Origin of the sequence: Novosphingobium resinovorum, from assembly GCF_001742225.1 — a bacterium.
Taxonomy (GTDB): domain Bacteria; phylum Pseudomonadota; class Alphaproteobacteria; order Sphingomonadales; family Sphingomonadaceae; genus Novosphingobium; species Novosphingobium resinovorum_A.
In genome coordinates, this window is record NZ_CP017075.1 from 238,113 (window position 1) to 259,852 (window position 21,740).

The 21,740-nt window shown below is 65.8% G+C and carries 24 protein-coding genes; 13 read left to right on the top strand and 11 right to left on the bottom strand.

Annotated features, from left to right (window positions below):
• On the top strand, positions 1–1,062 hold the full coding sequence (locus BES08_RS00930) for a DUF3667 domain-containing protein (protein ID WP_069707444.1): 1,062 nt from the start codon (positions 1–3) through the stop codon (positions 1,060–1,062).
• A gap of 18 nt (positions 1,063–1,080) precedes the next feature.
• On the opposite strand, the gene BES08_RS00935 is transcribed toward BES08_RS00930, so the two are convergent.
• The 6 genes from BES08_RS00935 to BES08_RS33855 form a co-directional block, all read right to left on the bottom strand.
• The gene (locus BES08_RS00935; RefSeq protein WP_231958117.1) at positions 1,081–1,302 is read right to left on the bottom strand and encodes a hypothetical protein; all 222 of its coding nucleotides are present in this window, start codon (positions 1,300–1,302) and stop codon (positions 1,081–1,083) included.
• A gap of 156 nt (positions 1,303–1,458) precedes the next feature.
• The gene (gene ftsH / locus BES08_RS00940) at positions 1,459–3,387 is read right to left on the bottom strand and encodes an ATP-dependent zinc metalloprotease FtsH (RefSeq protein ID WP_008829529.1); all 1,929 of its coding nucleotides are present in this window, start codon (positions 3,385–3,387) and stop codon (positions 1,459–1,461) included.
• 122 nt (positions 3,388–3,509) lie between these two features.
• Entirely contained in the window at positions 3,510–4,556 is a 1,047-nt protein-coding gene (locus BES08_RS00945; protein WP_008829528.1) for a sensor histidine kinase, read from the bottom strand.
• Positions 4,557–4,703: 147 nt separating this feature from the next.
• Positions 4,704–5,267, bottom strand: coding sequence for a hydantoinase/oxoprolinase family protein (locus BES08_RS34600; protein WP_338043846.1), 564 nt, complete (start codon positions 5,265–5,267; stop codon positions 4,704–4,706).
• A 56-nt stretch (positions 5,268–5,323) separates the two neighbouring features.
• On the bottom strand, positions 5,324–5,569 hold the full coding sequence (locus tag BES08_RS33850; RefSeq protein WP_231958118.1) for a hydantoinase B/oxoprolinase family protein: 246 nt from the start codon (positions 5,567–5,569) through the stop codon (positions 5,324–5,326).
• A 142-nt stretch (positions 5,570–5,711) separates the two neighbouring features.
• Entirely contained in the window at positions 5,712–5,873 is a 162-nt protein-coding gene (locus BES08_RS33855) for a hypothetical protein (protein WP_231958119.1), read from the bottom strand.
• A gap of 228 nt (positions 5,874–6,101) precedes the next feature.
• Between BES08_RS33855 and BES08_RS00960 the strand changes: the two genes are divergently transcribed.
• The 3 genes from BES08_RS00960 (at position 6,102) to BES08_RS00970 (ending at position 9,379) form a co-directional block, all read left to right on the top strand.
• Positions 6,102–7,283 carry an aminotransferase gene (locus tag BES08_RS00960; protein WP_069707447.1) on the top strand — a complete coding sequence of 394 codons (1,182 nt, stop codon included), beginning with the start codon at positions 6,102–6,104 and terminating at the stop codon, positions 7,281–7,283.
• Entirely contained in the window at positions 7,265–7,786 is a 522-nt protein-coding gene (locus BES08_RS00965) for a GNAT family N-acetyltransferase (protein ID WP_069707448.1), read from the top strand. The genes BES08_RS00960 and BES08_RS00965 overlap by 19 nt, the downstream gene beginning before the upstream one ends.
• Before the next feature lie 99 nt (positions 7,787–7,885).
• Positions 7,886–9,379: an NCS1 family nucleobase:cation symporter-1 gene (locus BES08_RS00970; RefSeq protein WP_069707449.1), complete on the top strand. Its 1,494-nt coding sequence runs from the start codon at positions 7,886–7,888 to the stop codon at positions 9,377–9,379.
• Positions 9,380–9,383: 4 nt separating this feature from the next.
• Here the strand turns inward: BES08_RS00970 and BES08_RS00975 are convergent, their stop codons facing one another.
• On the bottom strand, positions 9,384–10,124 hold the full coding sequence (locus tag BES08_RS00975) for an SDR family NAD(P)-dependent oxidoreductase (RefSeq protein ID WP_069707450.1): 741 nt from the start codon (positions 10,122–10,124) through the stop codon (positions 9,384–9,386).
• A 149-nt stretch (positions 10,125–10,273) separates the two neighbouring features.
• A complete protein-coding gene (locus BES08_RS00980; RefSeq protein ID WP_008832094.1) occupies positions 10,274–11,788 on the bottom strand; it encodes a replicative DNA helicase in 1,515 nt (504 codons plus the stop codon).
• A gap of 245 nt (positions 11,789–12,033) precedes the next feature.
• Here BES08_RS00980 and BES08_RS00985 point away from each other — a divergent pair, with 245 nt between their 5' ends.
• From BES08_RS00985 to BES08_RS01000, 4 genes are all read left to right on the top strand, one after another.
• Positions 12,034–12,516, top strand: coding sequence for a UPF0262 family protein (locus BES08_RS00985; protein ID WP_008829108.1), 483 nt, complete (start codon positions 12,034–12,036; stop codon positions 12,514–12,516).
• Positions 12,517–12,523: 7 nt separating this feature from the next.
• On the top strand, positions 12,524–13,240 hold the full coding sequence (locus BES08_RS00990) for a glycoside hydrolase family 25 protein (RefSeq protein ID WP_069707451.1): 717 nt from the start codon (positions 12,524–12,526) through the stop codon (positions 13,238–13,240).
• A gap of 8 nt (positions 13,241–13,248) precedes the next feature.
• Complete coding sequence (locus BES08_RS00995) at positions 13,249–13,680, top strand: cytidine deaminase (RefSeq protein ID WP_069709103.1); 432 nt, start codon at positions 13,249–13,251, stop codon at positions 13,678–13,680.
• A gap of 137 nt (positions 13,681–13,817) precedes the next feature.
• A complete protein-coding gene (locus BES08_RS01000) occupies positions 13,818–14,429 on the top strand; it encodes an RBBP9/YdeN family alpha/beta hydrolase (protein WP_069707452.1) in 612 nt (203 codons plus the stop codon).
• Between the two features lie 206 nt (positions 14,430–14,635).
• Here BES08_RS01000 and BES08_RS01005 read toward each other — a convergent pair whose 3' ends face one another.
• From BES08_RS01005 to BES08_RS01015, 3 genes are all read right to left on the bottom strand, one after another.
• Positions 14,636–15,778 carry a M14 family metallopeptidase gene (locus BES08_RS01005; protein WP_069707453.1) on the bottom strand — a complete coding sequence of 381 codons (1,143 nt, stop codon included), beginning with the start codon at positions 15,776–15,778 and terminating at the stop codon, positions 14,636–14,638.
• A complete protein-coding gene (locus BES08_RS01010) occupies positions 15,775–16,380 on the bottom strand; it encodes a DUF4136 domain-containing protein (protein WP_069707454.1) in 606 nt (201 codons plus the stop codon). The genes BES08_RS01005 and BES08_RS01010 overlap by 4 nt, the downstream gene beginning before the upstream one ends.
• 121 nt (positions 16,381–16,501) lie before the next feature.
• Entirely contained in the window at positions 16,502–17,245 is a 744-nt protein-coding gene (locus BES08_RS01015; protein ID WP_069707455.1) for a DUF4136 domain-containing protein, read from the bottom strand.
• 206 nt (positions 17,246–17,451) lie between these two features.
• On the opposite strand from BES08_RS01015, the gene ykgO reads away from it, so the two are divergent.
• The 5 genes from ykgO to BES08_RS01040 all read left to right on the top strand — a co-directional run bounded on the left by ykgO (position 17,452) and on the right by BES08_RS01040 (position 21,727).
• Complete coding sequence (gene ykgO, locus BES08_RS01020; RefSeq protein ID WP_003046794.1) at positions 17,452–17,577, top strand: type B 50S ribosomal protein L36; 126 nt, start codon at positions 17,452–17,454, stop codon at positions 17,575–17,577.
• A gap of 85 nt (positions 17,578–17,662) precedes the next feature.
• On the top strand, positions 17,663–18,361 hold the full coding sequence (locus BES08_RS01025) for an HAD family hydrolase (RefSeq protein WP_231958121.1): 699 nt from the start codon (positions 17,663–17,665) through the stop codon (positions 18,359–18,361).
• A 77-nt stretch (positions 18,362–18,438) separates the two neighbouring features.
• Complete coding sequence (locus BES08_RS01030; RefSeq protein WP_008829100.1) at positions 18,439–19,875, top strand: circularly permuted type 2 ATP-grasp protein; 1,437 nt, start codon at positions 18,439–18,441, stop codon at positions 19,873–19,875.
• A gap of 31 nt (positions 19,876–19,906) precedes the next feature.
• Entirely contained in the window at positions 19,907–20,854 is a 948-nt protein-coding gene (locus tag BES08_RS01035) for an alpha-E domain-containing protein (protein ID WP_069707456.1), read from the top strand.
• A 12-nt stretch (positions 20,855–20,866) separates the two neighbouring features.
• Positions 20,867–21,727 (top strand): transglutaminase family protein, encoded by an 861-nt coding sequence (locus BES08_RS01040; RefSeq protein ID WP_069707457.1) that lies wholly within the window; start codon positions 20,867–20,869, stop codon positions 21,725–21,727.
• The last annotated feature ends 13 nt before the right edge of the window (positions 21,728–21,740 follow it).

Genomic DNA, 21,740 nt, shown 5'->3' on the forward strand with positions numbered 1-21,740 from the left:
ATGAACGGGATCAGCGAAGCACTGGCGGAGCTTGGGCAGGGCACCGCCCTCGCATCGGCGGTGGAGCCGGAGGCTGTGCAGGGCCAGGGCGAAAGGCATGACGGCCACACGCACGAAGCGGATTGCCTGAATTGCCGGACCCATCTGGTCGGTTCGCATTGCCATGCCTGTGGTCAGGCGGCGCACGTCCATCGTACGCTGGGCGCGTTCTTCCACGATCTGCTGCACGGGGTTTTCCATTTCGAGGGGAAAATCTGGCGCACTCTGCCGCTCCTGGCCTGGCGGCCGGGACGGCTGACCCGCGAATATATCGAGGGGCGTCGCGCCAGCTATGTGTCACCGATCGCGCTGTTCCTGTTTTGCGTCTTCCTCATGTTCGCGGTCTTTCACGCGACCGAAGGGCATGAGGAGCCCGTAGCGCAGACCGCCGATTCCCAGGGTGTCGGAGACAGCATCAAGCGGCTCGAAGGCGAGATCGCCGGTGTTGAGGGCAAGAAAAAGGCCGCCGCCGCGCAAGGTCAACCGACGGCGCAATTCGAATACCAGTTGAAGGGGCAGCGCACGGCGCTCGACACCTTGCGTGATATCGAGGCGGAGGGCGTGGACCGGAAGGTGGATCCGACCCGCAAGGTCAGCGACATCCCCGCGCTCGACAAGGCGATCAAGAAGTTCCGCTCCAATCCCGATCTGGCGAGCTACAAGATCCAGACTTACGCCTACAAATACAGCTGGGCGCTGATCCCGATCTCGGTGCCGTTCCTGTGGCTGCTGTTTCCGTTCAGCCGACGCTTCCACCTTTACGATCACACGGTCTTCGTGACGTATTCGCTGTGTTTCATGACGCTGCTGGCGATCGTCGGCATGATTGCCGGGGCGATAGGCGTGGGCGGTCTGGTCGCGGCGCTGGTCCTGACTCCGCCGCTGCATATGTATCGGCAGTTGCGCGGGGCCTATGCCGTCGGCCGGGTCGGTGCCTTGTGGCGTACGGCGGTACTGCTCATCTTCGCCGCCATGGCGCTCGGGGTGTTCTTTACCCTGCTGATGGCACAGACGAGCATGTAGGCCACGACAAGCCGGGCCTCAGTCGATGATCTTGACCGCAAGGCACGGTTGGAATCTGCCGGCTTCGGGCTCTTCGCGATGCCACACGTCGATGACTTCGTAGTAGTGGAAGTATCCGTCCGCATCCCTGGCGATGGATTCGCCGACGCGGGGCAGGAAATCGAACCCTCCGGTGAAGAGCAATTGGTCGCCTTCGCCGTCATATATCTCGACCTGGGCCATCGCTCCCTCGCGGTTCATGATTATCCGGCGTTACAATACCGCACTTGCGGCGGAGTGGGAACCTGATCGAACCGGAACACACCTTCATCCGGCCGCGACAAAGGAAAGGGGCGTCAGACTCGCATCTGACGCCCCTCCTGCATTCTCCTTTGGGGAGAACCCTATCTTTTCCGCTCAGGCGCCCTGCGGCGCCGTCCCGGTGAATCGGCGGCCGGCCTTGGGGATGGCAGAGCCCGAGAGCGGACGCGCCGCCGAGGGGCCGCGCGGCTCCGAGGGGCGGTCGATCTGGCCGCCTTCGAGAAGCTGCTTGATCTCGTCGCCGGAGAGCGTTTCGTATTCCAGCATGGCCTGGGCCAAGGTTTCCAGCGCCACGTTCTGATCCTTGAGGATCTGCGTCGCACGGGCATGGGCATTATCGACCAGAGCGCGGATTTCGCTGTCGATCAGCTGGTTGGTCTCGCTGGAGCCCATGGTGCGCTGGGTGCCGCCCATTCCGAGGTAGCCTTCCTGGCTGTCCTCGTACTGGATCGGCCCGAGCTTGTCCGACATGCCCCATTTGGTGACCATCGAGCGCGCCAGACTAGTGGCATACTGGATGTCCGAGGAGGCGCCCGATGAGACCTTGTCGTAGCCGAAGATCAGTTCCTCCGCCACGCGGCCGCCCATCGCCACCGACAGGTTCGCGAGCATCTTGTCGCGGTGGTACGAGTAGCTGTCCCGCTCCGGCAAGCGCATGACCATGCCCAGCGCGCGGCCGCGTGGGATGATCGTCGCCTTGTGGATCGGGTCCGAAGCCGCTTCGTTCAGCGAGACGATGGCATGGCCTGCCTCATGGTAGGCGGTCATCTTCTTCTCGTCCTCGGTCATGACCATGGAGCGGCGTTCCGCGCCCATCATGACCTTGTCCTTGGCGTCCTCGAACTCCTGCATGGCGACGAGGCGCTTGTTGCGGCGCGCGGCGAGCAGGGCAGCCTCGTTGACGAGGTTGGCGAGGTCAGCGCCGGAGAAGCCCGGAGTGCCGCGCGCGATCACGCGCGGGTTCACGTCGGGGGCGAGCGGCACCTTCTTCATGTGCACGGCGAGGATTTTCTCGCGGCCCTCGATGTCGGGCACAGGAACCACGACCTGGCGGTCGAAGCGGCCCGGGCGCAGCAGCGCGGGGTCGAGCACGTCGGGGCGGTTGGTCGCCGCGATGATGATGATGCCTTCGTTCGCCTCGAAGCCGTCCATCTCCACCAGCAGCTGGTTCAGCGTCTGCTCGCGCTCGTCGTTCGAGTTGCCGAGGCCGTGGCCACGGTGGCGGCCGACAGCGTCGATTTCGTCGATGAAGACGATACAGGGCGCGTTCTTCTTCGCCTGTTCGAACATGTCGCGCACGCGGCTGGCGCCGACGCCGACGAACATCTCAACGAAGTCGGAGCCCGAGATCGTGAAGAACGGCACGCCCGCCTCACCGGCGATGGCGCGGGCGAGCAGGGTCTTGCCGGTGCCGGGCGAACCGACCAGCAGCGCACCCTTGGGAATCTGGCCGCCGAGCTTGGAGAAGCGGGTGGGATCGCGCAGGAACTCGACGATCTCCTCCAGTTCCTCACGCGCTTCGTCGATGCCGGCGACGTCGTCGAAGGTAACGCGGCCGGAGCGTTCGGTCAGCATCTTGGCCTTGGACTTGCCGAAGCCCATCGCGCCCGACCCGCCGCCCTTCTGGACCTGGCGCAGCGCGAAGAAGGCGATACCGACGATCAGCAGGAACGGCAGGGTCTGCGCGAGAATGTAGAGCAGCAGGCTGCCCTGTTCGGCTTCCTTGCCCGAATACTTGACGTCGTTGCGCTGGAGCAGGTCGGTCAGGGTCTGGTCGTTGGGAACGGGGACGGTCGAGAAACTGTCTCCATTCTTGAGCTTTCCGTCGATCCGGTCTTCGGAAATCTCGACCGAGGCGACGCTGCCTTCGGCGACCTTGCTGCGGAAGTCGGAGTAGGGAATCGCCGGGCCGGTGGTGGCGCGCGATCCGAACATCGAGACCACCATAAGGAGCGCGAGGAAGATGCCGCCCCATACGAGCAGGCTCTTGACCCATGGGTTGCCGTTGGGCTGGTCGTCGTTCATTTTGCGGGAATCCGTCCTTTCGCGCTCCAATGTAGGCGCATGGCGCTGAATCACAAGTTAGCGCGGGCAGGAGTAGCGTCGTTTCGGCGCGATATCCGCGGCGATGATCGTCCGGCGGTGTCTCAGGTGTTCACCGCGAGGCGGGAAAGCGGCAGTTCCAGCGTCATACGGGTGCCGCGCTCCCCGTTCTCCAGAGCAATCTGCCCTTCCAACTGCTGACTGAGAATGCGGGATATGCGTAAGCCGATCGACTGTGCCGAGACGGGGTCGAAACCCGGCGGCAAGCCGCATCCGTCATCCTCGACCCGCAGCAGCACATCGTCCTGGCGGCGCTCCAGGCGCACGGTGATGACGCCGCATGCGTCATCGGGAAAGCCGTGTTCGAGGGCATTGGCGATAGCCTCCGTCACGATCAGCGCGACCGGTACGGCGCTGTCGGGGCGCAGGGTGACGCCTTCCTGCGCTTCGACCTCGCAGGTGATCCCGGTCCGTGCACTCGACGCCATGGTCTTGGCGCACACTTCGCCGAGGAAGCGGTCGAGCGGGACGAGGCGGCCGTCATGATGGTAGAGCTGGCGCTGGATATTGCCGATGACCTGAAGCCGTGCAGCCGCATCCGACAGTGCGCGGCGCGCGATAGGCTCGGTAAGGGTGCGCATCTGCAGGGACAGCACGGCCCCCACCATCTGCAGGTTGTTGCCGACGCGGTGCTGCATCTCCTGGAACAGCAGTTCGGCGCGCTCGGCCAGCTGGCGGCGTTCCTCGGCGAGGGCGCGCACTTCCTCGCGGGCGCAGTGGAGGCGGTGGTTGGCAGCCTGCATGAAGTGGACGAGGGCGATATCGACCACCACGACGCCGGTGTAGAACAGCATCGCGGTCAATGTGCCGTGGTCAAAGGCGAAGGCCATCCGCGGCGGGATGAAGACGTACCAGGCGAACAGCCCGCACAGGATCGCGGCAAGGACGCCCGGGCGCGGTCCGAACAGGAACGAGCTGAGGATGACGGCCGGAAAGAAGGTCAGGAACGGGTAGCCCGGCGGGAATGCGGCATCGAGCACCCAGCGCAGCCAGAAGGCGAACAAGCAGAGCGCAGCGGTGGTGACGTAACGTACCAGAGGCCGGTCGGGAAGGAAGGGCAGGCGTTCGGTGAATCGGCTCGGACTGTTCAACGCGGACCTCAATCACCTTTGCGCGATCCATTCGCATGACTGGTATCGCATGGGTGAGACGCGCGAAAGGGAGGGCAGTTCCGATGTTGGGGAAAGGCGTCAGCGGCGGACGAGCTGGTAGTCGCCTGCGTCGTCGATCTGCGCCGCTCAACCGGGATAGACGACGATCGTGGTCTCCTCGATGATGGCAGGCCCGGCGATCGCCATGCCGGGCAGGAGATCGCGTCCGAAGTGGATCGGCATTTGCGCAACGCCCCGGCCGAGGTTGGCGCGGCGATGGCGGGAAGTGCGAGGGGCCACACCGCCGCGCGAACGGGTGGCTGCCGCCCGCAAAGCCTTCCACGGTAGACAGGATGCCCGGCATGACGAGGGCATCGGTGACGGTCGGCTCCGTGCCGCCGCGCCCGTAGCAGATGGTCCGGACTCCGAGCCGGCCGAGCGCGGGCCGACCTGCAGCGTGCCGGAGTTGACGTGGCAGATCGAGCCGCCGCCTGCACCCAGCGTCTCCACTTTCACCATGGGCACGCCGATCAGGTAGCGGTGGTGCATGCCCGTCAGCACCCTGCCGTACTTGGCGCGCGCCGCTTCGAGGTTGACGTATTCGTCGAGGACGTCCTTCTTCACGGCCTTGGGATCGCGCTGCAGCGCCGGGCCGAAGCCGCCGCCGCACAGGCCGCTCATGGGGTGCTCGACCGAGACCATCCCCGCCATTGCCGAAGTGTGCCTGAGCAACTGCTTGACGTTGAGCGACCCCGGCGTCCGGCCATTTAGCCACTTCCTCGCGCACGCGCCGCTCGGTCTGGGCGATGGACTGGTTGATCGCCGCGCGGGCGACCTGTGACCCCCCACCGGGCCACGAGCGCGTTAAGCATCCCCACCGCGTGCCGGACCCCGCGGATCATCGCCGCGAGGTCTCCGGCCAAGCTCGGGAAGCGGTTGTTGCGTACCACGGTATCGAACACGTCGCGGCGCAGGCTGCCCCGGTGGACCAGTTTGAGGCAGGGATAGATCACGCCTTCACGAACAGGTCGGCGGCGTCGAGCGAGAACCCGCCGGGGTTCTTGTCGCCGGCATCACCCTGGTGCGCTTGCGGGGTCTGGATGCAGACGAGTTCGCCGTTCCCGTCGTAGACCGGTCCATAGACGCATTAGTCCGTCAGGTGGCCACCGCCATGGTCGGGGTCGTTGGCGAGGAACACGTCGCCCGCCCCCAGTCGTAGCGCTCCCGGTTCATCAGGACCCAGCGCGTCTCCATCTGGTTCACGAAAGTGAGGTGCGGCGTGCCTACGGCCCCCATCGCGAGTTGGCGCTTACGCATCGACGATCGCGGCATTGCGCTCGTTCGACTGGTGATGATCGGCGAGCTTGCCGCCCGGCCAGCCTGCGGTTCAACTCATAGGACATGCCTGCCTCTTCCTCCTCCCTGACGGGCCGGGGATACGTGCGGGCGCGATTGTCTTCTCGACAAAGCGCGCCGGGCGGCGTGCATTTTACGAAAGGCGGCGCTATCGGCCAGGCCTGCCAGTGTATCGGAGCCTATCCCGCGATGAAGACGAGACCCCGCATCCATCCCGTCTACGCCGAAATGGGCACGACGGTGTTCGAGCGGATGTCCGCGCTCGCCCGCGAGACCGGCGCGATCAATCTCGGGCAGGGCTTCCCCGATGGCCCGCCACCTGCGCCCCTGCTGGAAGCAGCGGCGCGGGCGCTACATGAACAGTCGAACCAGTACCCGCCGAGTGTCGGGCTTCCCGCGCTGCGCGAGGCCGTCTGCGCCCACTATGCGCTCACGCAGGGGCTGGCACTCGCGCCCTCGGAGGTCGTCGTCACGTCCGGCGCCACCGAGGCCATCGCCGCCGCAGTGCTGGCGCTGGTGTCGGAGGGCGACGAGGTGATCCTGTTTCAGCCTGCTTACGACGCCTATGCGCCAATGGTGCGGCGGGCTGGAGGCTTACCCGTCTCGGTCCTGCTGCAACCGCCGCATTTCCGTTACGATGCGGCGGCGCTGGAGGCGGCGGTGACGCCCCGGACACGCGCGATCATGCTCAACGATCCGCTCAATCCCGCCGGCACCGTGGCGAGCGCCGATGAGCTTGAGATGATCGCGCGGTTCTGCACCAGGCACGATCTTGTCGCCATCTGCGACGAGGTGTGGGAGCAGGTGCGCTTCGACGGCGCGGCGCATCGCTCGCTGATGGCCTGCGAAGGCATGGCGGAGCGGGTCGTGAAGATCGGCTCGGCGGGTAAGATCTTCGGCCTTACCGGCTGGAAGATCGGCTGGATGGCCGCGAAAAGAGACCTCGGTTCTGCGCTCGCGCGGGTGCACCAGTTCCTCACGTTCACGACGGCGGTGCCGCTTCAATGGGCTGTCGCCGAAGGACTGGAGCGGGCGGACATTCTCGATGGATTGCACGCCGACTGGGCGGCTTCCCGTGCCCGGCTCAAGGCGGGGTTGGAGGCGGCGGGGCTAACCGTCCTGCCTAACGCGGCGACGTGGTTCCTGTGCATCGACCTCGCCGCATCCGGCATCGCTCTGACCGACCGCGAATTCAGCGAGCGGGCGCTGCGCGAGGCGGGCGTGGCTACGGTTCCGGTCAGCGCCTTGTATGAGAGCGGCCAGAACGGGCAAGGCGCGCCGAGCCATATCGTGCGCCTGTGCTTCACCAAGCCCGACGACGTGCTCGACGAGGCGCTGGAGCGGATCTCCGCATGGGTGCGCGGCCTGTGAGCGTCCTGCGCTGGCGTCCGATGCGCGCCGAAGACATCGACGGCGTCGTGGATGTGGCGCGCACGGCGTTCCCCGACCATTTCGAGGCGCGGGCGTGTTTCGCCGAGCGGTTCGCGCTGTTCGCGCCGGGCTGCTTCGTGCTGGCGGATCCGGTGACGGCAGGCGTGAAAGGTTACCTCGTCGCTTATCCGTGGCCGCTTGGGGCCATCCCTCCACTCGACAGTCTGCTCGGCACGTTGCCGGACGAGCGCGAGGCGTTCTACCTTCATGATCTTGCCCTGCATCCGGACGCGCGCGGACTGGGACATGCAGGTCCCGCAGTACGGCGGCTTTTCAAGGGCCTGCGCGCGCTTGGCGGGCAGGAGGTTGCGCTGGTTTCGGTCAACGACACCCTGGCGTTCTGGCGGGGTCAGGGCTTTGCGGCGGTCGCCGCAGACGATGCTTTGCGCCGCAAGCTCTCCAGCTACGGGCCGGACGCGCGGTACATGCGCCGCGCGATCTGAAGGCGCTTCTCCGTCTGCCGGAGAGCGATGAAATCAGGGGCTTGACGCCATGCTGCGCTGCGGCATCCTTCGTCCTTTCCAGACACCGGTGGGGGCCAGATGGATCACGCACAGACGCACGCAACTGGGGACGGCACCCTCTGGAACGCGGACCTTGCGCCCACTGATGCAACGCAGCGAAACTGGCGCTGGTGGCACTTCGCGGCGCTGTGGGTGGGCATGGTGGTCGCCGTTCCGACGTGGATGCTTGCTGCCGGTCTGATCGAGCAGGGCATGTCGGCGACGCAGGCGGCGCTGACGGTGGTGCTGGGCAATGTCGTGATCCTCGTGCCGATGCTGCTGATCGGGCATTCCGGAACGCGCTACGGCGTGCCTTTCGCGGTACTGGTGCGGGCCTCCTTCGGCACCGTGGGCGCGCGGTTGCCTGCGCTCGCCCGCGCGCTTGTCGCTTGTGGATGGTACGGTATCCAGACGTGGATCGGCGGAGAGGCCCTGCTGACCCTGCTCGGCATTTTCCTCGGGGCGGACCTTCGAGGCCCGCCGCTGCCGTTCTTCGGGATCGGGCTGGGCCAGCTGCTGGCCTTCATGGCGTTCTGGCTGGTGCAACTGCTGTTCGTGCGCAAGGGCCTGCTGACGATCCGGCGGCTGGAGACCTGGACCGCGCCGCTCAAGATCGTGGCGTGCGTGGCGCTGCTGTGGTGGGCGATCGATGCGGCCGGCGGGATCGGCCCGATCTTCTCGGCGCCGTCCGCCTTCGGGCCGGGCGGAGCGAAGGAAGGGCAGTTCTGGGCGGTCTGGCTTCCGTCGATGACCGCCATGGTCGGGTTCTGGGGCACGCTGGCGCTCAACATTCCGGACTTCACTCGCTTTGCGAAGACCCAGCGAGACCAGATGATCGGCCAGACGCTCGGCCTGCCGCCGACGATGGGACTGATCGCGCTGATCAGTGTGATGACCACTTCGGCGACCGTGGTGATCTACGGTCATGCGATCTGGGACCCGGTAGCGCTGGCGGGCACGCTGTCGGGGCCGTTCGTGCTGCTGGGGCTGATCGTGATCGCGGTCGATACGGTGTCGTGCAACATCGCGGCGAACCTGGTGTGCTCGGCCTATGACTTCGCCTCGCTGAGCCCTTCGCGCATTTCCTACCGCACCGGCGCGTTGATCACGGCGGTGATCGGCCTCGTCATCATGCCGTGGAAGCTGATGGCCAGTACCGATGGCTACATCTTCACGTGGCTGACCGGCTACGGCGCGCTGCTCGGGCCGATCACCGGCATCCTGATCGCCGACTACTGGCTGGTGCGCGAGACGAAGCTGGACGTCGAGGGCCTCTACAGCGAGACCGGCCCTTACGTGTACGGCAATGGCTGGAACCCGCGCGCGCTGATCGCGCTGGCGCTGGGTATCGCGCCGAATGTGCCGGGCTTCCTCAAGGTTTCGGCGCCGGGCCTGTTCGGCGGCTTCGGCGAGGTATGGTCTGTGATCTATACATATGCGTGGTTCGTCGGCGTGGGTGTTGCGCTGGCGTCCTATGCGCTGATGATGCGCGGCCGCGGCGCGCCTTTGATGCTGGAGCCGCAGACGGCCTGATATTTCAGGCGTTCAGGCCGCCGTTTACGCTCAGAACCTGCCCGGTGATCCGCCGCGCCCCGTCACCGCACAGGAACAGCGCCAGGGGAGCGATGTCCTCGGCGGTGGGGAGGCCGAGGCCCGCCCGCTGCGCTGCGCTGGCCATGCGTTCGGAACCCATGCGCTGCGCGCTCTCGCTGCCTTCGACATAGCTCGGCGAGATGACGTGAGCGCGGATACCGTCGCGCGCGGCCTCGACGGCGAAGTTGCGGATGAAACCTATGGTCCCGGCCCGTGCTGCGCCGATCAGCGTCTGGCGCGGCGCCGCATAGATACCCGCATCCGAAACGAAGGCGATCAGCGTTCCGCCCTGCTGCGCCAGAAGTTCGTAGGCGGCATGGGCCAGCCGCTCGATCCAGCCGACCGAGACCTTGAGGAAATCGCCGAATACTCCCGGCGAAGTGCCGGGAAACAGGCCGGTTATGCCCTGGGGGCCGGTCGCGGTGCAGTCGATCACCGCGTCGATGCGGCCGTATTGCTCGGCCACTTCGGCAACGAGGACTTCGGCGGCGTCCTCCGCCCATATGTCGGCAGCGAAGCCGTCTATCGTACCGAAGTCGGAGAGATCGACCACCATGTCCTGCAGCTTCTCGGGACTGCGGCCGTGAAGCGCGACTTTCCAGCCCTGATCCAGAGCCAGGCGGGCAATGGCGCTGCCGATGGAGCCGGAGCCACCGGCGATGAGGAGAACGCGGGTCTCGGTCATGCGCTCTCGTTCTGACATCCTCCCCGTTGCATCGCAATGGGGAGGGGGACCGCCGCGAAGCGGGGGTGGAGGGGGAAAGCACTACCCCCTCCGTCAGCGCTTCGCGCTGCCACCTCCCCATCGCCGCGCGACAGGGAGGATTTGCGCGGTCAGTCGCTTTCGAATGCGGCGCGCATGTCGTCGGGGGCGAGGTCGGAGAACTTGGTGATGCGCGCCTCGAAGCGCAGGCGGACCTTGCCGGTGGCGCCGTGGCGCTGCTTGGCGATGATCAGTTCGGAGAGGCCGGTGACCTCCTCCATCTTGGCGCGCCAGGTCTCCCACTTGTCCTTGACATCGACGCCGTCGGTGTCGCTGGGGAACTTGGGCTCGGTTGCCTTCACGTAGTAGTCTTCGCGGTAGACGAACCAGACCATGTCGGCGTCCTGCTCGATCGAGCCCGATTCGCGAAGGTCGGACAGCATCGGGCGTTTGTCGTCGCGCTGTTCCACCGCACGGGAGAGCTGCGAGAGCGCGATCACCGGAACGCCCAGTTCCTTGGCCAGCGTCTTGAGGCCGCGCGAAATCTCGGAAATCTCGTTCACGCGGTTGTCGTTGGCGCGGCCCGACCCGGACAGCAGCTGCAGGTAGTCGATGATGACGAGGCCGATGTTGTGGCGGCGCTTGAGGCGGCGGGCGCGGGTGCGCAGGCCGGCGATCGTCAGGCCGGGGCTGTCGTCGATGTAGAGCGGCAGTTCGGCAAGGCGCTGGCTGGCGAAGGACAGCGACTGGAAGTCCTCACGGCTGATCTTGCCCATGCGCAGCGCTTCGGAGCTGATGTTGGACTGCTCGGCCAGAATACGTGTCGCTAGCTGGTCGGCGCTCATTTCGAGGCTGAAGAAAGCCACCGGCGCGCCCACCGACTTCTCGTGCGGCATGCCGTCGCGCACGGTGTCGTCGACGTAGCGCTGCGCGGTGTTGAAGGCGATGTTGGTGACCAGCGAGGTCTTGCCCATGCCGGGACGCCCGGCAAGGATGATAAGGTCGGAATCGTGAAGGCCACCGATCTTCTGGTTGACCGAGGTGAGGCCGGTGGTCTTGCCCGAGATGTGGCCGCCCGAATTGAACGCCTTTTCGATCGCCTGGATCGCGACGCGGGTGGCGGAGCCGAAGCTCTTGGCCTCGTTCTGCGTCGCGGCGCCTTCGGCCACTTTGTAGAGCGCGGCTTCGGCGTGCTCGATCTGCTCCATCGGCTCGACCGATTCGGAGGTATCCATCGCGCTCTCGACCAGATTGCGGCCGACCGAGATCAGTTCGCGCAGCAGGGCAAGGTCGTAGATCTGCTCGGCCAGCTCACGCGGGGCGAGCAGGCCCTGGCCGTCTGCCGTAAGCCGGGCGAGATAGGCGACGCCGCCCAGCGCCTTCAGCGATTCGTCGGCCTCGAAATAGGGGCGCAGGGTGACCGGCGTGACCACCGCCTTGCGGTCTAGCAGCTGCAGGATGCGCTCGTAGAGGCGGCCGTGGACGGGCTCGAAGAAATGGAGCGGGGTGAGCGGGGTCTGCAGTTCCTCGATCACGCGGTTGTCGATGAGGACCGCGCCGAGGAACGCGGCTTCCGCCTCGACGTTCGCGGGCAGGGTTCGGACTTCCGCACCATCGGTACGGGCAAGGGCAACAGGCTGGACCATAAGCGCCGGACAATGCTCCGGCAGCGCTGCGCGAACAAGTCAGGCGGGGAGGGATATTAATCCACAAGCTGTGGATGTGTGTGGGCTGTGTGCGGCGCTGCCCACCCCGCTGCGACTAGGGCCTGCGGCCCAAGTCTCGCTCCCCTCCCGCAAGCGGGAGGGGTTGGGGGTGGGTTTTCCCCTTCGCACTCAATCCAAAGCCCACTTGCCCGCCCATGCCGCAACCGCGTAAAGGGCGTGCCGTAATGGCCGACCCGCGTATCTCCCACATCGAACTCGACGATGCGACCATCCTGTGGCGCAATGCCGATATCGAGCAGGAACGGCGCATCGCCATCTTCGATCTCATAGAAGACAATGTCTTCAAGCCCTTGCGCTCATCAGAGGCGGGGCACGAGGGCCCTTACCGGTTGCGGCTTTCGGTACAGGACGGGCGCTTGTCGCTGGAAATCACCGCCGATAACGGAGCGGCGCTGGAGACGCTGGTGCTCGGCCTCGCCCGATTCCGGCGGCCGATCCGCGAGTATTTCGCGATCTGCGAGAGCTATTACCAGGCGATTCGCAAGGCGACCGCGCAGGAGATCGAAACCATCGACATGGCCCGCCGCGCGATCCACAACGAGGCATCGGAACTGCTGCTCGAACGCCTGCAGGGCAAGGTCGAGACCGACCACCCCACGGCACGGCGGCTGTTCACGCTGATCTGCGTCCTGCATATCCGCGGCTGAAGGGGACATCGTGGCACGCAAGACAAGGACCGCTTCGGGCGGCAGGGGGCTGTTGTGGCGCGCACTGGGCGCCCTCGCGCTCGTGGCGATCGTCGCCGGGGCATGGGGCTGGTGGCACTTGCGTCACTGGACGCCGGAGCGCGCCGTCTACCCGCTACAAGGCGTCGAGATCGGCGTGGATGACGGCGAGGTCAGTTGGAAGTCGCTAAAGGCCATCGGCGCCGACTTCGCCTATATCGACGCGAGCGCCAGCGCTTTCGCGCGCGATCCGGCCTTCGTGGACAACTTCGAGGCGGCCAAGGCGGCGGGCATGCAGGTGGGGGCGCTCCACCGCTACGATCCATGCCAGCCTGCGGGAACGCAAGCGGCGAACTTCGTCACCACCGTCCCGCGCGACGCCAAGTTGCTGCCGCCCGCCGTCGAACTCGACATGCTGGCCGACGACTGCCCGGTGAAAGTCTCCGACGCGCGGGTCGAGAGCGAGCTGATGACCTTCCTCAATCAGGTCGAAACTCACGCGGGCAAGCCGGTGATCCTCAAGGTCACGCCGGCCTTCCAATCGCGCTACACCATCGCCCACAAGCTCGACCGTAACCTGTGGCTGGTGCAGGATCGCTTCGAGCCGGGCTATGCGGGCCGGCCCTGGACGATGTGGACGGCGAACCATTCGCTCGCCAACGAGGTTGCGCAAGGGGGGCTGCGCTGGGTAGTCGTGCTGCCATGACTACCGACATGAACGACGACACCCGCGACACCCTTATGGCGGCCGCCCGCAAGGCCGCTGCCGGAGCTTATGCGCCTTATTCCAACTTTCATGTCGGGGCAGCGCTGCTGCTGGCCGACGGCACCTTGGTGACCGGCGCCAACGTGGAGAACGCGAGCTATGGCCTGTCGCTCTGCGCGGAGACGGTCGCGATCGCCGGGATTCTGGCGACGGGCGACCGGCCGCAGCTGCAGGCCCTGGCCGTCACCGGCGGCGCGCCAGGCGCGGCCGGGCAGGGGCCTCAGGTGACGCCGTGCGGGCGCTGCCGCCAGATCATCAACGAGATCGCGCAGCTTGGCGGCACTGACCCCGTGGTCTGGTGCGACGGCGCCGAAGGCGTGCTGGAAACCCGGCTCTCCGAACTGCTGCCTTACGCCTTCGGACCTGCGAACCTGGGCTGAACACCCGGTCCCACACGGCGACGGGCAGGCACCATCCGTCGCATGTCCTATTGTCTACCTTTCAAGTTGAGATAGTCTCCAGGCCAGTCGGGACACATAGAGTCGACCGGCGGAAGCTCGATCAACTGGAGATTCCCATGGCAACGCTTCGCAATTTACCTGAACGCGAGACGCCGCTTATCCTGCTGGTGCCCGGCACGCCGCTTACCCCCAAACACTGGATGAGCCGCTGGGCACAGTGGAGCGAGCACTGCCGCGTGGTGGAACTCGGCCTTTGGGATGAGCCGCACCGCAATACCTGGGTGAACAAGCTGAACCTCGCGATCCGCCGTGCCGATCGGCCGGTGGTGATCGTGACCGACGACATCGCCGCGCTGGCACTTGCCTGGTGGGTGGAGTTCGAGGTGGCCGGGGCAGAAAGCCCCGTAATCGGCGCGCTGATCGTCGATGCGCCCAACGTGGACCTTCCGGGCGCCGACCCGCGCCTGGCCGCCTTCGGTGCCTGCCCGCGCCAGCCGCTGCCGTTCACCTCGTTCCTCGTCGCCGATCTCGACGGTTCTGCACAGCGCTCGATGCTGCGGCTGGCAAATGACTGGGGGGCTTGCCCGATCGCCGACGAGCCGCGCGGCGACTGGGGCGAGGGCTGGGTACTGCTCCAGTCCATCGTCGGTGCGCTGGGCGTGGAACTCGCCGAGCCGCACTGGGCAAGCGGCACGGTTCGCGAGGAGCGCCGGCGAACGGCGTTCTAGGATGTCTTCGTGCCGGACTTGCTCCGGGACTAGTGGCTGTCTTTAGGACCTGCCATCGGCGGGGGCTTCGACAAGCTCAGCCTGAGCGGCATCGAGATATTCTCTCAAATCCGCTCAGGCTGAGCTTGTCGAAGCCCCCGCATTACACGCCGTCATTTCGGCAGTTCACGGCGCGTGGTCCCGGAGCAAATCCGGGACCACGCGGCTCAGGCCGTTTCGCGCTCCACCAGCCATTCCAGCAGCGCGGCCATGCAGTCGCGTCCCAGCTGTGCCGAGCGTTCCGGGCTCCAGCCCTGCGCCTTGTCGGCGGCGGGGTTGTGGTCCTTGAACGGCATTTCCAACGTCATAGACACGGCGCCGTAGCGCTCGGCCAACTGGTTGGTGGACATCGTCAGGTTGCCCTTGCCCGGCCGGGTGAGTGGGTAGCCCACCTTGGTCTGGAAATCGGGCGTGCGGCGCTCCAGCAGGTCGGCATAGAGGGTATAGCCTGCCTGCTGCTCCTGCTTTAGCGAGGGGATGCCCTCGAACCCTGCAAGGAATACCGCCGGGATCGCTTCGTCGCCGTGGACGTCCATGGCGAAGTCGACGCCTGTTGCGTCCATCGCATCACGGATCGCCAGCACTTCGGGGGACTTCCCGGCCGTGGGTTCGGCCCATTCGCGGTTGAGGTTCACGCCTACGGCATTGGTCCGCAGGTGCCCCCGGCGCGAGCCATCGGGGTTGGCGTTGGGAACGACGTGCAGGGTGCAGCGCTTGCGCAGTTCCCGGCCTACCGAGCTGGCGGGATCGGCGAGCAGGTCTAGCGCGCCTTCCATCCACCACTCCGCCATCGATTCGCCGGGGTGCTGGCGGGCGTAGAGCCAGACTTGCAGCGGCCCGTCGCCCATGTCGAGGCAGTCGATCGCCTGCCCGTCGAGGGTCAGGCCCAGCGAGCGATGCGACACGCCGTCAGCACCGGCAATCGCGGCGACGAGGTCGTGGTGACGCTCCATCGAATAGGGCGCGAAGTAGGCGAACCATGCGAGGTCGCCGACCGGCTCGTAGCGGATAGTAAGGGTGCCGCCGTCGCGGCTTTCGTCGAACGTGCTTTCCGCGCGGCTCCAGTATTCGCGGTCCTCGGAGACGACGGCGTCATAGTTCGGCCAGCCCATCGGATAGGCCGAGCCGTTGAGGCCGTTGATGCGCAGCACCAGTTCGCGGCCCGCCGCGCCGGAGACGCGGAAGTGGAACCACTGGAAGAAGTCCGATTCGTGATCCTTGCGGATCGCGAGGCTCGCCTCGGGGCCGGAGGCGGAGAGGACTTCGATGTTGCCGGAATCGAACGAAGCGGTGATCTGGATGTCGGTCATTTTACCTGAATAGTTTCGCCCGACTGTCCCGGAAACCCCTTGAACAGCGCTTCGGCAACTTTCGCCGAGCCGAGCGGCGCCTGCGCGAGCGGCGAATCGCCGCGCACCACGAAGCCGGCGCGGCCTTCCCACAAGGCGGTGGCGGTCGGAGCGGCGGCGCGATCGCGGATGGAGACGAACACGCGCGTCTCGACCTGCTCCTTGGGCTTGCCGGAAAGATCGAAGCCGATACCGAGGCCCACGCCCGAGCCATAACCACCGGTCCCGCCGCCGACGCCGACCGACACCGGGCTGTTCGAGCGCTGGGGCTGGTAGGTGTTGCGCTCCAGCGTCAGCAACGCGATTTGCGCGCTGGCTGCCTGTCCGGGAAGCGGTTCGGTATAGCCGATGCGTGTCAATTCACGCGCCACGGCGGCGGCATAAGTGCGGAATTCGAGGTTGTCGGCCTGCCCGGTTGCGGGCTCGACGCGGATCGTACCGCGGCCGAGGCGCGACATGTCGGGCGCGTGGAAGCGGGTGACTTCGACCGGACCAATCGGGGCAACACAGGCGTTGAGCGCCAGCGCGGCGGTGAGGGCAAGCAGTGCGGGCAGGGTGCGCATGATTTCGAAGTCCTCTTCGCGGGGCCTTGTAAGGCAGCCTCAGTGCCCTGCCGAGGGGGCTTCGACAAGCTCAGCCTGAGCGGACGTTATATAACCCGCAGCCGGGCCCGGCAGTTCCGTCTTATCCCGCGCGGCCGACCCTGTCGGGACCGATCGCGTCGGCCTTGGGGAAGTTGTCGAAGAGGGCGCCCGCCAGCTTGGTGGCGATCATGCCGTCGGGCCACTTGTCGTCGCCTTCGCGGGTGGCGATCGTGGCGTAGCCTTCCCACAGCACCTTGCCACTGGCGCGATCGACGATCTGCGCGTCGAGCCGGGTGGAGACGAGGGCCGAGCGCGGCTTGGTCATGTCGATGTTGATGCCAAGGCCGTAAGCCTGCCCGTACGTGCCCACTTCCATCGCGGCGGTGCCGCTGACGGGGCTGCGCTTTTCCTCGGCCGGGGTGAGCACCTGACGGGAGATACGCAGCTTGGTAATCTGCGGCTGCGGCGTGTCGGGATGGAGCGTGTCGTACCCGGCGCCGACCAGAGCATCGACGATCGCGGCCTCGTAGGCGCGGCGCGCGCCCGCATCGACCCAGGCACCGTCACCCGATTCCGATTCGACCGAGACAGGACCATGGCCCAGTTCGGCCACCGCAGCGGCGTCGGGCGAGACGAAGCGGCTTACTTCGACATGACCTTCGCGCGAATCTTTGGACCGGGTCTGCATGCGCGGCGAATCGAGCATCGAGCCGCCCCAGCCGGGCCGGTTCCAGCCGCCACCCATTCCGCCGCCCCAGCCGGGGCCGTACTGGGCTTGCGCCGAGGAAGCGAGCAACGAGGCTGCGATCCCTGCGGCGATTCCTGCGCCTTTTAGAAATTTCATTGTGTTCCGGTCCGAATTCGGTGGCGTCGCGCCCAAGTTTTATCTTATGCGGGCCGCAACTTGCCCGCGCCTGAACGAAGATAGGCGTTGGCACGGGTGCCCGCAACGGCCCGCAACACTTGACTTTGTCGCGGGCTACCACTAACGGCGCCACTTCGAATTTCCGGCGGTCGGTAACCGCCACGATGACACGGACGAGATAGACCATGAAGATTCGCAACAGCCTGAAGTCGCTCAAGGACCGTCACCGGGACAACCGCGTGATCCGTCGTCGCGGCCGTACTTACGTCATCAACAAGACCAACCGTCGCTTCAAGGCCCGCCAGGGCTGATCCTGTCCGCCCGCTTCGGCGGGCGATAACAGGCGGACGGTTTCGTCGCGTGCATGAGGCCCCCGCCGATCGCGGGGGTCTTGTCATGTCTGCTGTCCGTGGAATTGATGCTGTCGTCTTCGACGTCGGCAAGGTGCTGATCGAGTGGGACATGCGCCTGCTGTTCGGCAAGCTGATCGTCGAGCCCGACCGGCTCGACTGGTTCATGGCCAACGTCGTCACGCAGGACTGGCACGTCGAGCACGACGGCGGCCGCGACCTCGCCGAGATGGTCGCCGCCCGCAAGGCCGAATTTCCCGGGCACGACGACCTGCTCGACGCCTACGCCACGCGCTTCGGCGAGACGATCCCCGGCAACGTCCCCGGCAGCCACGAGATCGTACGCGAACTGGCTGCGGGCGGCGTGCCGCTCTTCGCCATCACCAACTTCGCTAGCGCGTTCTGGCATGAATACCGCGCCGGAGAGCCGCTGTTCGACCTGTTCGGAGACATCGTCGTCTCGGGCGACGAGAAACTGCTCAAGCCCGATGCGCGTATCTTTGACCTGGCCGCACAGCGCTTCGGCCATGATCCGGCAGCGATGTTATTCATAGACGATAATGCCGACAACATCGCCGCTGCGCGCGACCTCGGCTGGCAGGTGCATCACTTCGATGGCGCCGACGCGCTGCGAGCAGATCTGGCGGTGCGGGGGGTGCTCGCGTCGTCCCGGATCAAGTCCGGGACGACGAAGGGTATTAACGATCGAATCGCTCTGATTTCGCCGCCTTCACCGTCTGGTTAAAATTATTTCGCACTTGCAGCGAGACAGCTTGGCAAGTCCCGATTCCTGTTGCATCAATCGGTCAACAGGGAGTCACAATGGCGACTGCGGGCAGCAAGAACTTCGACGAGATGCTCAACGCGGACGGCTCCGTACGTCCCGCTTACGAAGAATTCCGCCAATGGTTCGACGGTCAGGACACCACTTGGCTCAGGCGGCAGGATGCCGAGGCGGAGCGCTTCTTCCGCCGCATCGGCATCACCTTCAACGTCTATGGGGATGACGCGGGCGAGGAACGCCTGATCCCCTTCGACATGATCCCCCGCATCATCACCGCGCGCGAATGGCGCAAGCTGACGCGCGGGATCGAGCAGCGGGTGCGGGCGATCAACGCCTTCCTGCAGGATCTCTACCACCGTCAGGAGATCATCCGTTCCGGCCGCCTGCCGATCGAGGCGCTGCGCAACAACGAGGCGTTCCTCAGCCAGATGATCGGCTTCACGCCGCCGGGCGGGGTCTACACGCATATCGTCGGCATCGACCTCGTCCGCACCGGGCCGGACGACTTCATGGTGCTCGAAGACAACGCCCGCACGCCCTCCGGCGTCTCCTATATGCTGGAGAACCGCGAGACGATGATGGCGATGTTCCCGGAACTGTTCACTAAAGTTCCGGTACGCCCCGTCTCCGACTATCCGCGCCGCCTCGCCCGTTCGCTGCGGGCCTGCGCCCCGGCGGCCTACAAGGGCGGCAAGCGGCCGGTCGTGGCGGTGCTGACGCCGGGCATCTACAATTCCGCCTATTTCGAGCACGCGTTCCTCGCCGACCAGATGGGCGCGGAACTGGTCGAGGGCAGCGACCTGCGCGTCATGGACGGGCGTGTATGCATGCGCACGACCACCGGTTACAAGGCGATCGACGTGATCTACCGCCGGGTGGACGACGATTACCTCGACCCGCTGACCTTCAATCCGAACTCGGTGCTGGGTGTCGCGGGCATCTTCGACGTCTACCGTTCGGGCGGCGTCACCATCGCCAATGCTCCGGGCACCGGCATCGCCGACGACAAGGCGATCTACAGCTACATGCCCGAGATCGTCGAATTCTACACCGGCGAGAAGCCGATCCTCCAGAACGTGCCGACGTGGCGCTGTTCGGAGGCGGATTCGCTAGGCTACGTGCTCGACAACCTTGCGGACCTCGTCGTCAAAGAAGTGCACGGTTCGGGCGGCTACGGCATGCTGATCGGCCCGACTTCCTCGAAAAAGGAGATCGCGGAGTTCGAGCAGAAACTGCGCGCCAAGCCGGGCAACTATATCGCCCAGCCGACGCTCTCGCTCTCGACCGTGCCGATCTTCACCAAGGAGGGCCTCGCGCCCCGGCACGTGGACTTACGGCCTTTCGTGCTCGTATCGCCCGACGGAATCGACATCACGCCGGGGGGGCTGACGCGCGTGGCGCTCAAGAAGGGATCGCTGGTGGTCAATTCCTCGCAAGGGGGCGGCACCAAGGACAGCTGGGTGCTGGACGAATGAGCGCGGTGGATATGAGCAGGGGCAAGAACTGATGCTGGGCCGAGGCGCGAACGGCGTCTACTGGATGAGCCGCTATCTCGAACGCGCGGAGAATACCGCACGGTTGATCGACGTGGGCTTTCACCTCGCGCTGACGCGGGGTAGTCGCCAGTCGCAGGACGAGGAGTGGAAGTCGGTCCTCACCACGACCGGCCAGCTTGAAGCCTATTGTGAAACCCACAGCGAGTTCACCGGCCCACAGGTGTTCAATTTTCTGCTGCGCGAAAAGGACAATCCCGGTTCGGTACTGGCGATGGTCGAGAACGCACGGACCAATGCGCGCGTGGTGCGCACCAGCCTGACCAATGCGGTGTGGGAGACCACCAACGAAGGCTGGATGAACTTGCGCGAACTGCTCGCGCGGCCGGTCCGCGAGACGAGTCTGGGTGAAGTGCTGCGCGAGATCCGCCGCACCGGGACGTTGGTGCGCGGCGCGCTCGAGGGCACGATGCTGCGCAACGAGGTGTTCAACTTCTCGCGCATCGGCACCTTCATCGAGCGGGCGGACAACACCGCGCGCATCCTCGATGTGAAGTACTACGTCTTGCTGCCCTCGGCGGCGTGGGTGGGCTCCAGCCTCGACAACGTGCAGTGGGACACGCTGCTGCGCTCGGTGGCAGGCAACCGGGCCTATTCGTGGCTCAACGCCGGTTCGATGGACCCGCGCGGCATCGCGAAGTTCCTGATCCTCGATGGGCAGTTCCCGCGCAGCCTTGTGTTCTGCTTTGACAAGATCCGCAGCAACATGGCGGGGCTTGCCAAGGAATACGGTGTGGAGGTTCCGGCGCACGAATTGCTGCGCGATGCGGGGGCCAGGCTGCATCAGACCTCGATCGAGGAGATTTTCGAGACCGGCCTGCACGAATTCCTGCAGGATTTCATCGGCAAGACCATCGAGATCAGCAGCGCTATCGCCGCCGATTATCGGTTCAGCGAGTAGGAGGGCACAAGAGTGCTCCTGACCGTCAAGCACGCCACGCGCTATGCCTTCGCCGGTAAAGTGACTCACGGGCTGCAGCGCCTGCGTCTCAAGCCCAAGTCGACGCACGGGCAGGAAGTGCTCGACTGGCGCATGACGCTGGAGGGCGCGGCCACTCAGGCGTCCTACGAGGACCAGCATTACAATCATGTCGATCTCGTCTCGATCGAGCCGGGCGTGCCGGAGGTGGTGGTGACTTGCGAGGGCACCGTCCGGACGGTCGACAACAACGGCGTCGTCGGCCAGAACTTCGGGCTTATGCCGCTGTGGTGCTTCCTGCGGCCGACGAAGCTGACGAAGCCCGGTCCCAAGGTGCGGCAGCTCCTCGCCGGAATCGAGGCCGATCGCTCCGACCTCCTGGGTTATCTCCACACCCTGTCGAGCGTGATCGGCGAGCAGGTGGAATACGTGCCGGGCACCACCGATTCGCAAACGACTGCCGAACAGGCGCTAGCGGCCGGGAAGGGCGTGTGTCAGGATCACGCGCATATCTTCATCGCCGCCGGACGTATGCTCGACGTGCCGATGCGTTACGTCGGCGGTTATCTTCGGATCGATGACCGTGTCGAGCAGGAGGCCGGCCACGGCTGGGCCGAGGCGCATGTGCCCGGGCTCGGCTGGGTGGGCTTCGACGTTTCCAACGCGATCTGTCCGGACGAGCGCTATATCCGCGTGGCGACGGGCTGCGACTACTCCGAAGCCGCGCCGGTCACCGGCATCGCCATGGGGGCGGGAGAAACCCGACTCGACGTTCATCTATCGGTAGATGAGAATCGGGTAGGAATGCAGCAGCAGTCCGCACAGGGCGGGCAGCAGCAGACGCAAGGCAGCTAGACCCTCACCGCAC

Coding starts and splice junctions, on each gene's coding strand:
- BES08_RS00930 (WP_069707444.1), top strand. CDS start 1: ATGAACGGGATCAGCGAAGCACTGGCGGAGCTTGGGCAGGGCACCGCC.
- BES08_RS00935 (WP_231958117.1), bottom strand. CDS start 1,302: ATGAACCGCGAGGGAGCGATGGCCCAGGTCGAGATATATGACGGCGAA.
- ftsH (WP_008829529.1), bottom strand. CDS start 3,387: ATGAACGACGACCAGCCCAACGGCAACCCATGGGTCAAGAGCCTGCTC.
- BES08_RS34600 (WP_338043846.1), bottom strand. CDS start 5,267: ATGGCGGGGATGGTCTCGGTCGAGCACCCCATGAGCGGCCTGTGCGGC.
- BES08_RS33855 (WP_231958119.1), bottom strand. CDS start 5,873: ATGCGTAAGCGCCAACTCGCGATGGGGGCCGTAGGCACGCCGCACCTC.
- BES08_RS00960 (WP_069707447.1), top strand. CDS start 6,102: ATGAAGACGAGACCCCGCATCCATCCCGTCTACGCCGAAATGGGCACG.
- BES08_RS00965 (WP_069707448.1), top strand. CDS start 7,265: ATGGGTGCGCGGCCTGTGAGCGTCCTGCGCTGGCGTCCGATGCGCGCC.
- BES08_RS00970 (WP_069707449.1), top strand. CDS start 7,886: ATGGATCACGCACAGACGCACGCAACTGGGGACGGCACCCTCTGGAAC.
- BES08_RS00975 (WP_069707450.1), bottom strand. CDS start 10,124: ATGACCGAGACCCGCGTTCTCCTCATCGCCGGTGGCTCCGGCTCCATC.
- BES08_RS00980 (WP_008832094.1), bottom strand. CDS start 11,788: ATGGTCCAGCCTGTTGCCCTTGCCCGTACCGATGGTGCGGAAGTCCGA.
- BES08_RS00985 (WP_008829108.1), top strand. CDS start 12,034: ATGGCCGACCCGCGTATCTCCCACATCGAACTCGACGATGCGACCATC.
- BES08_RS00995 (WP_069709103.1), top strand. CDS start 13,249: ATGAACGACGACACCCGCGACACCCTTATGGCGGCCGCCCGCAAGGCC.
- BES08_RS01000 (WP_069707452.1), top strand. CDS start 13,818: ATGGCAACGCTTCGCAATTTACCTGAACGCGAGACGCCGCTTATCCTG.
- BES08_RS01005 (WP_069707453.1), bottom strand. CDS start 15,778: ATGACCGACATCCAGATCACCGCTTCGTTCGATTCCGGCAACATCGAA.
- BES08_RS01010 (WP_069707454.1), bottom strand. CDS start 16,380: ATGCGCACCCTGCCCGCACTGCTTGCCCTCACCGCCGCGCTGGCGCTC.
- BES08_RS01015 (WP_069707455.1), bottom strand. CDS start 17,245: ATGAAATTTCTAAAAGGCGCAGGAATCGCCGCAGGGATCGCAGCCTCG.
- ykgO (WP_003046794.1), top strand. CDS start 17,452: ATGAAGATTCGCAACAGCCTGAAGTCGCTCAAGGACCGTCACCGGGAC.
- BES08_RS01025 (WP_231958121.1), top strand. CDS start 17,663: ATGTCTGCTGTCCGTGGAATTGATGCTGTCGTCTTCGACGTCGGCAAG.
- BES08_RS01030 (WP_008829100.1), top strand. CDS start 18,439: ATGGCGACTGCGGGCAGCAAGAACTTCGACGAGATGCTCAACGCGGAC.
- BES08_RS01035 (WP_069707456.1), top strand. CDS start 19,907: ATGCTGGGCCGAGGCGCGAACGGCGTCTACTGGATGAGCCGCTATCTC.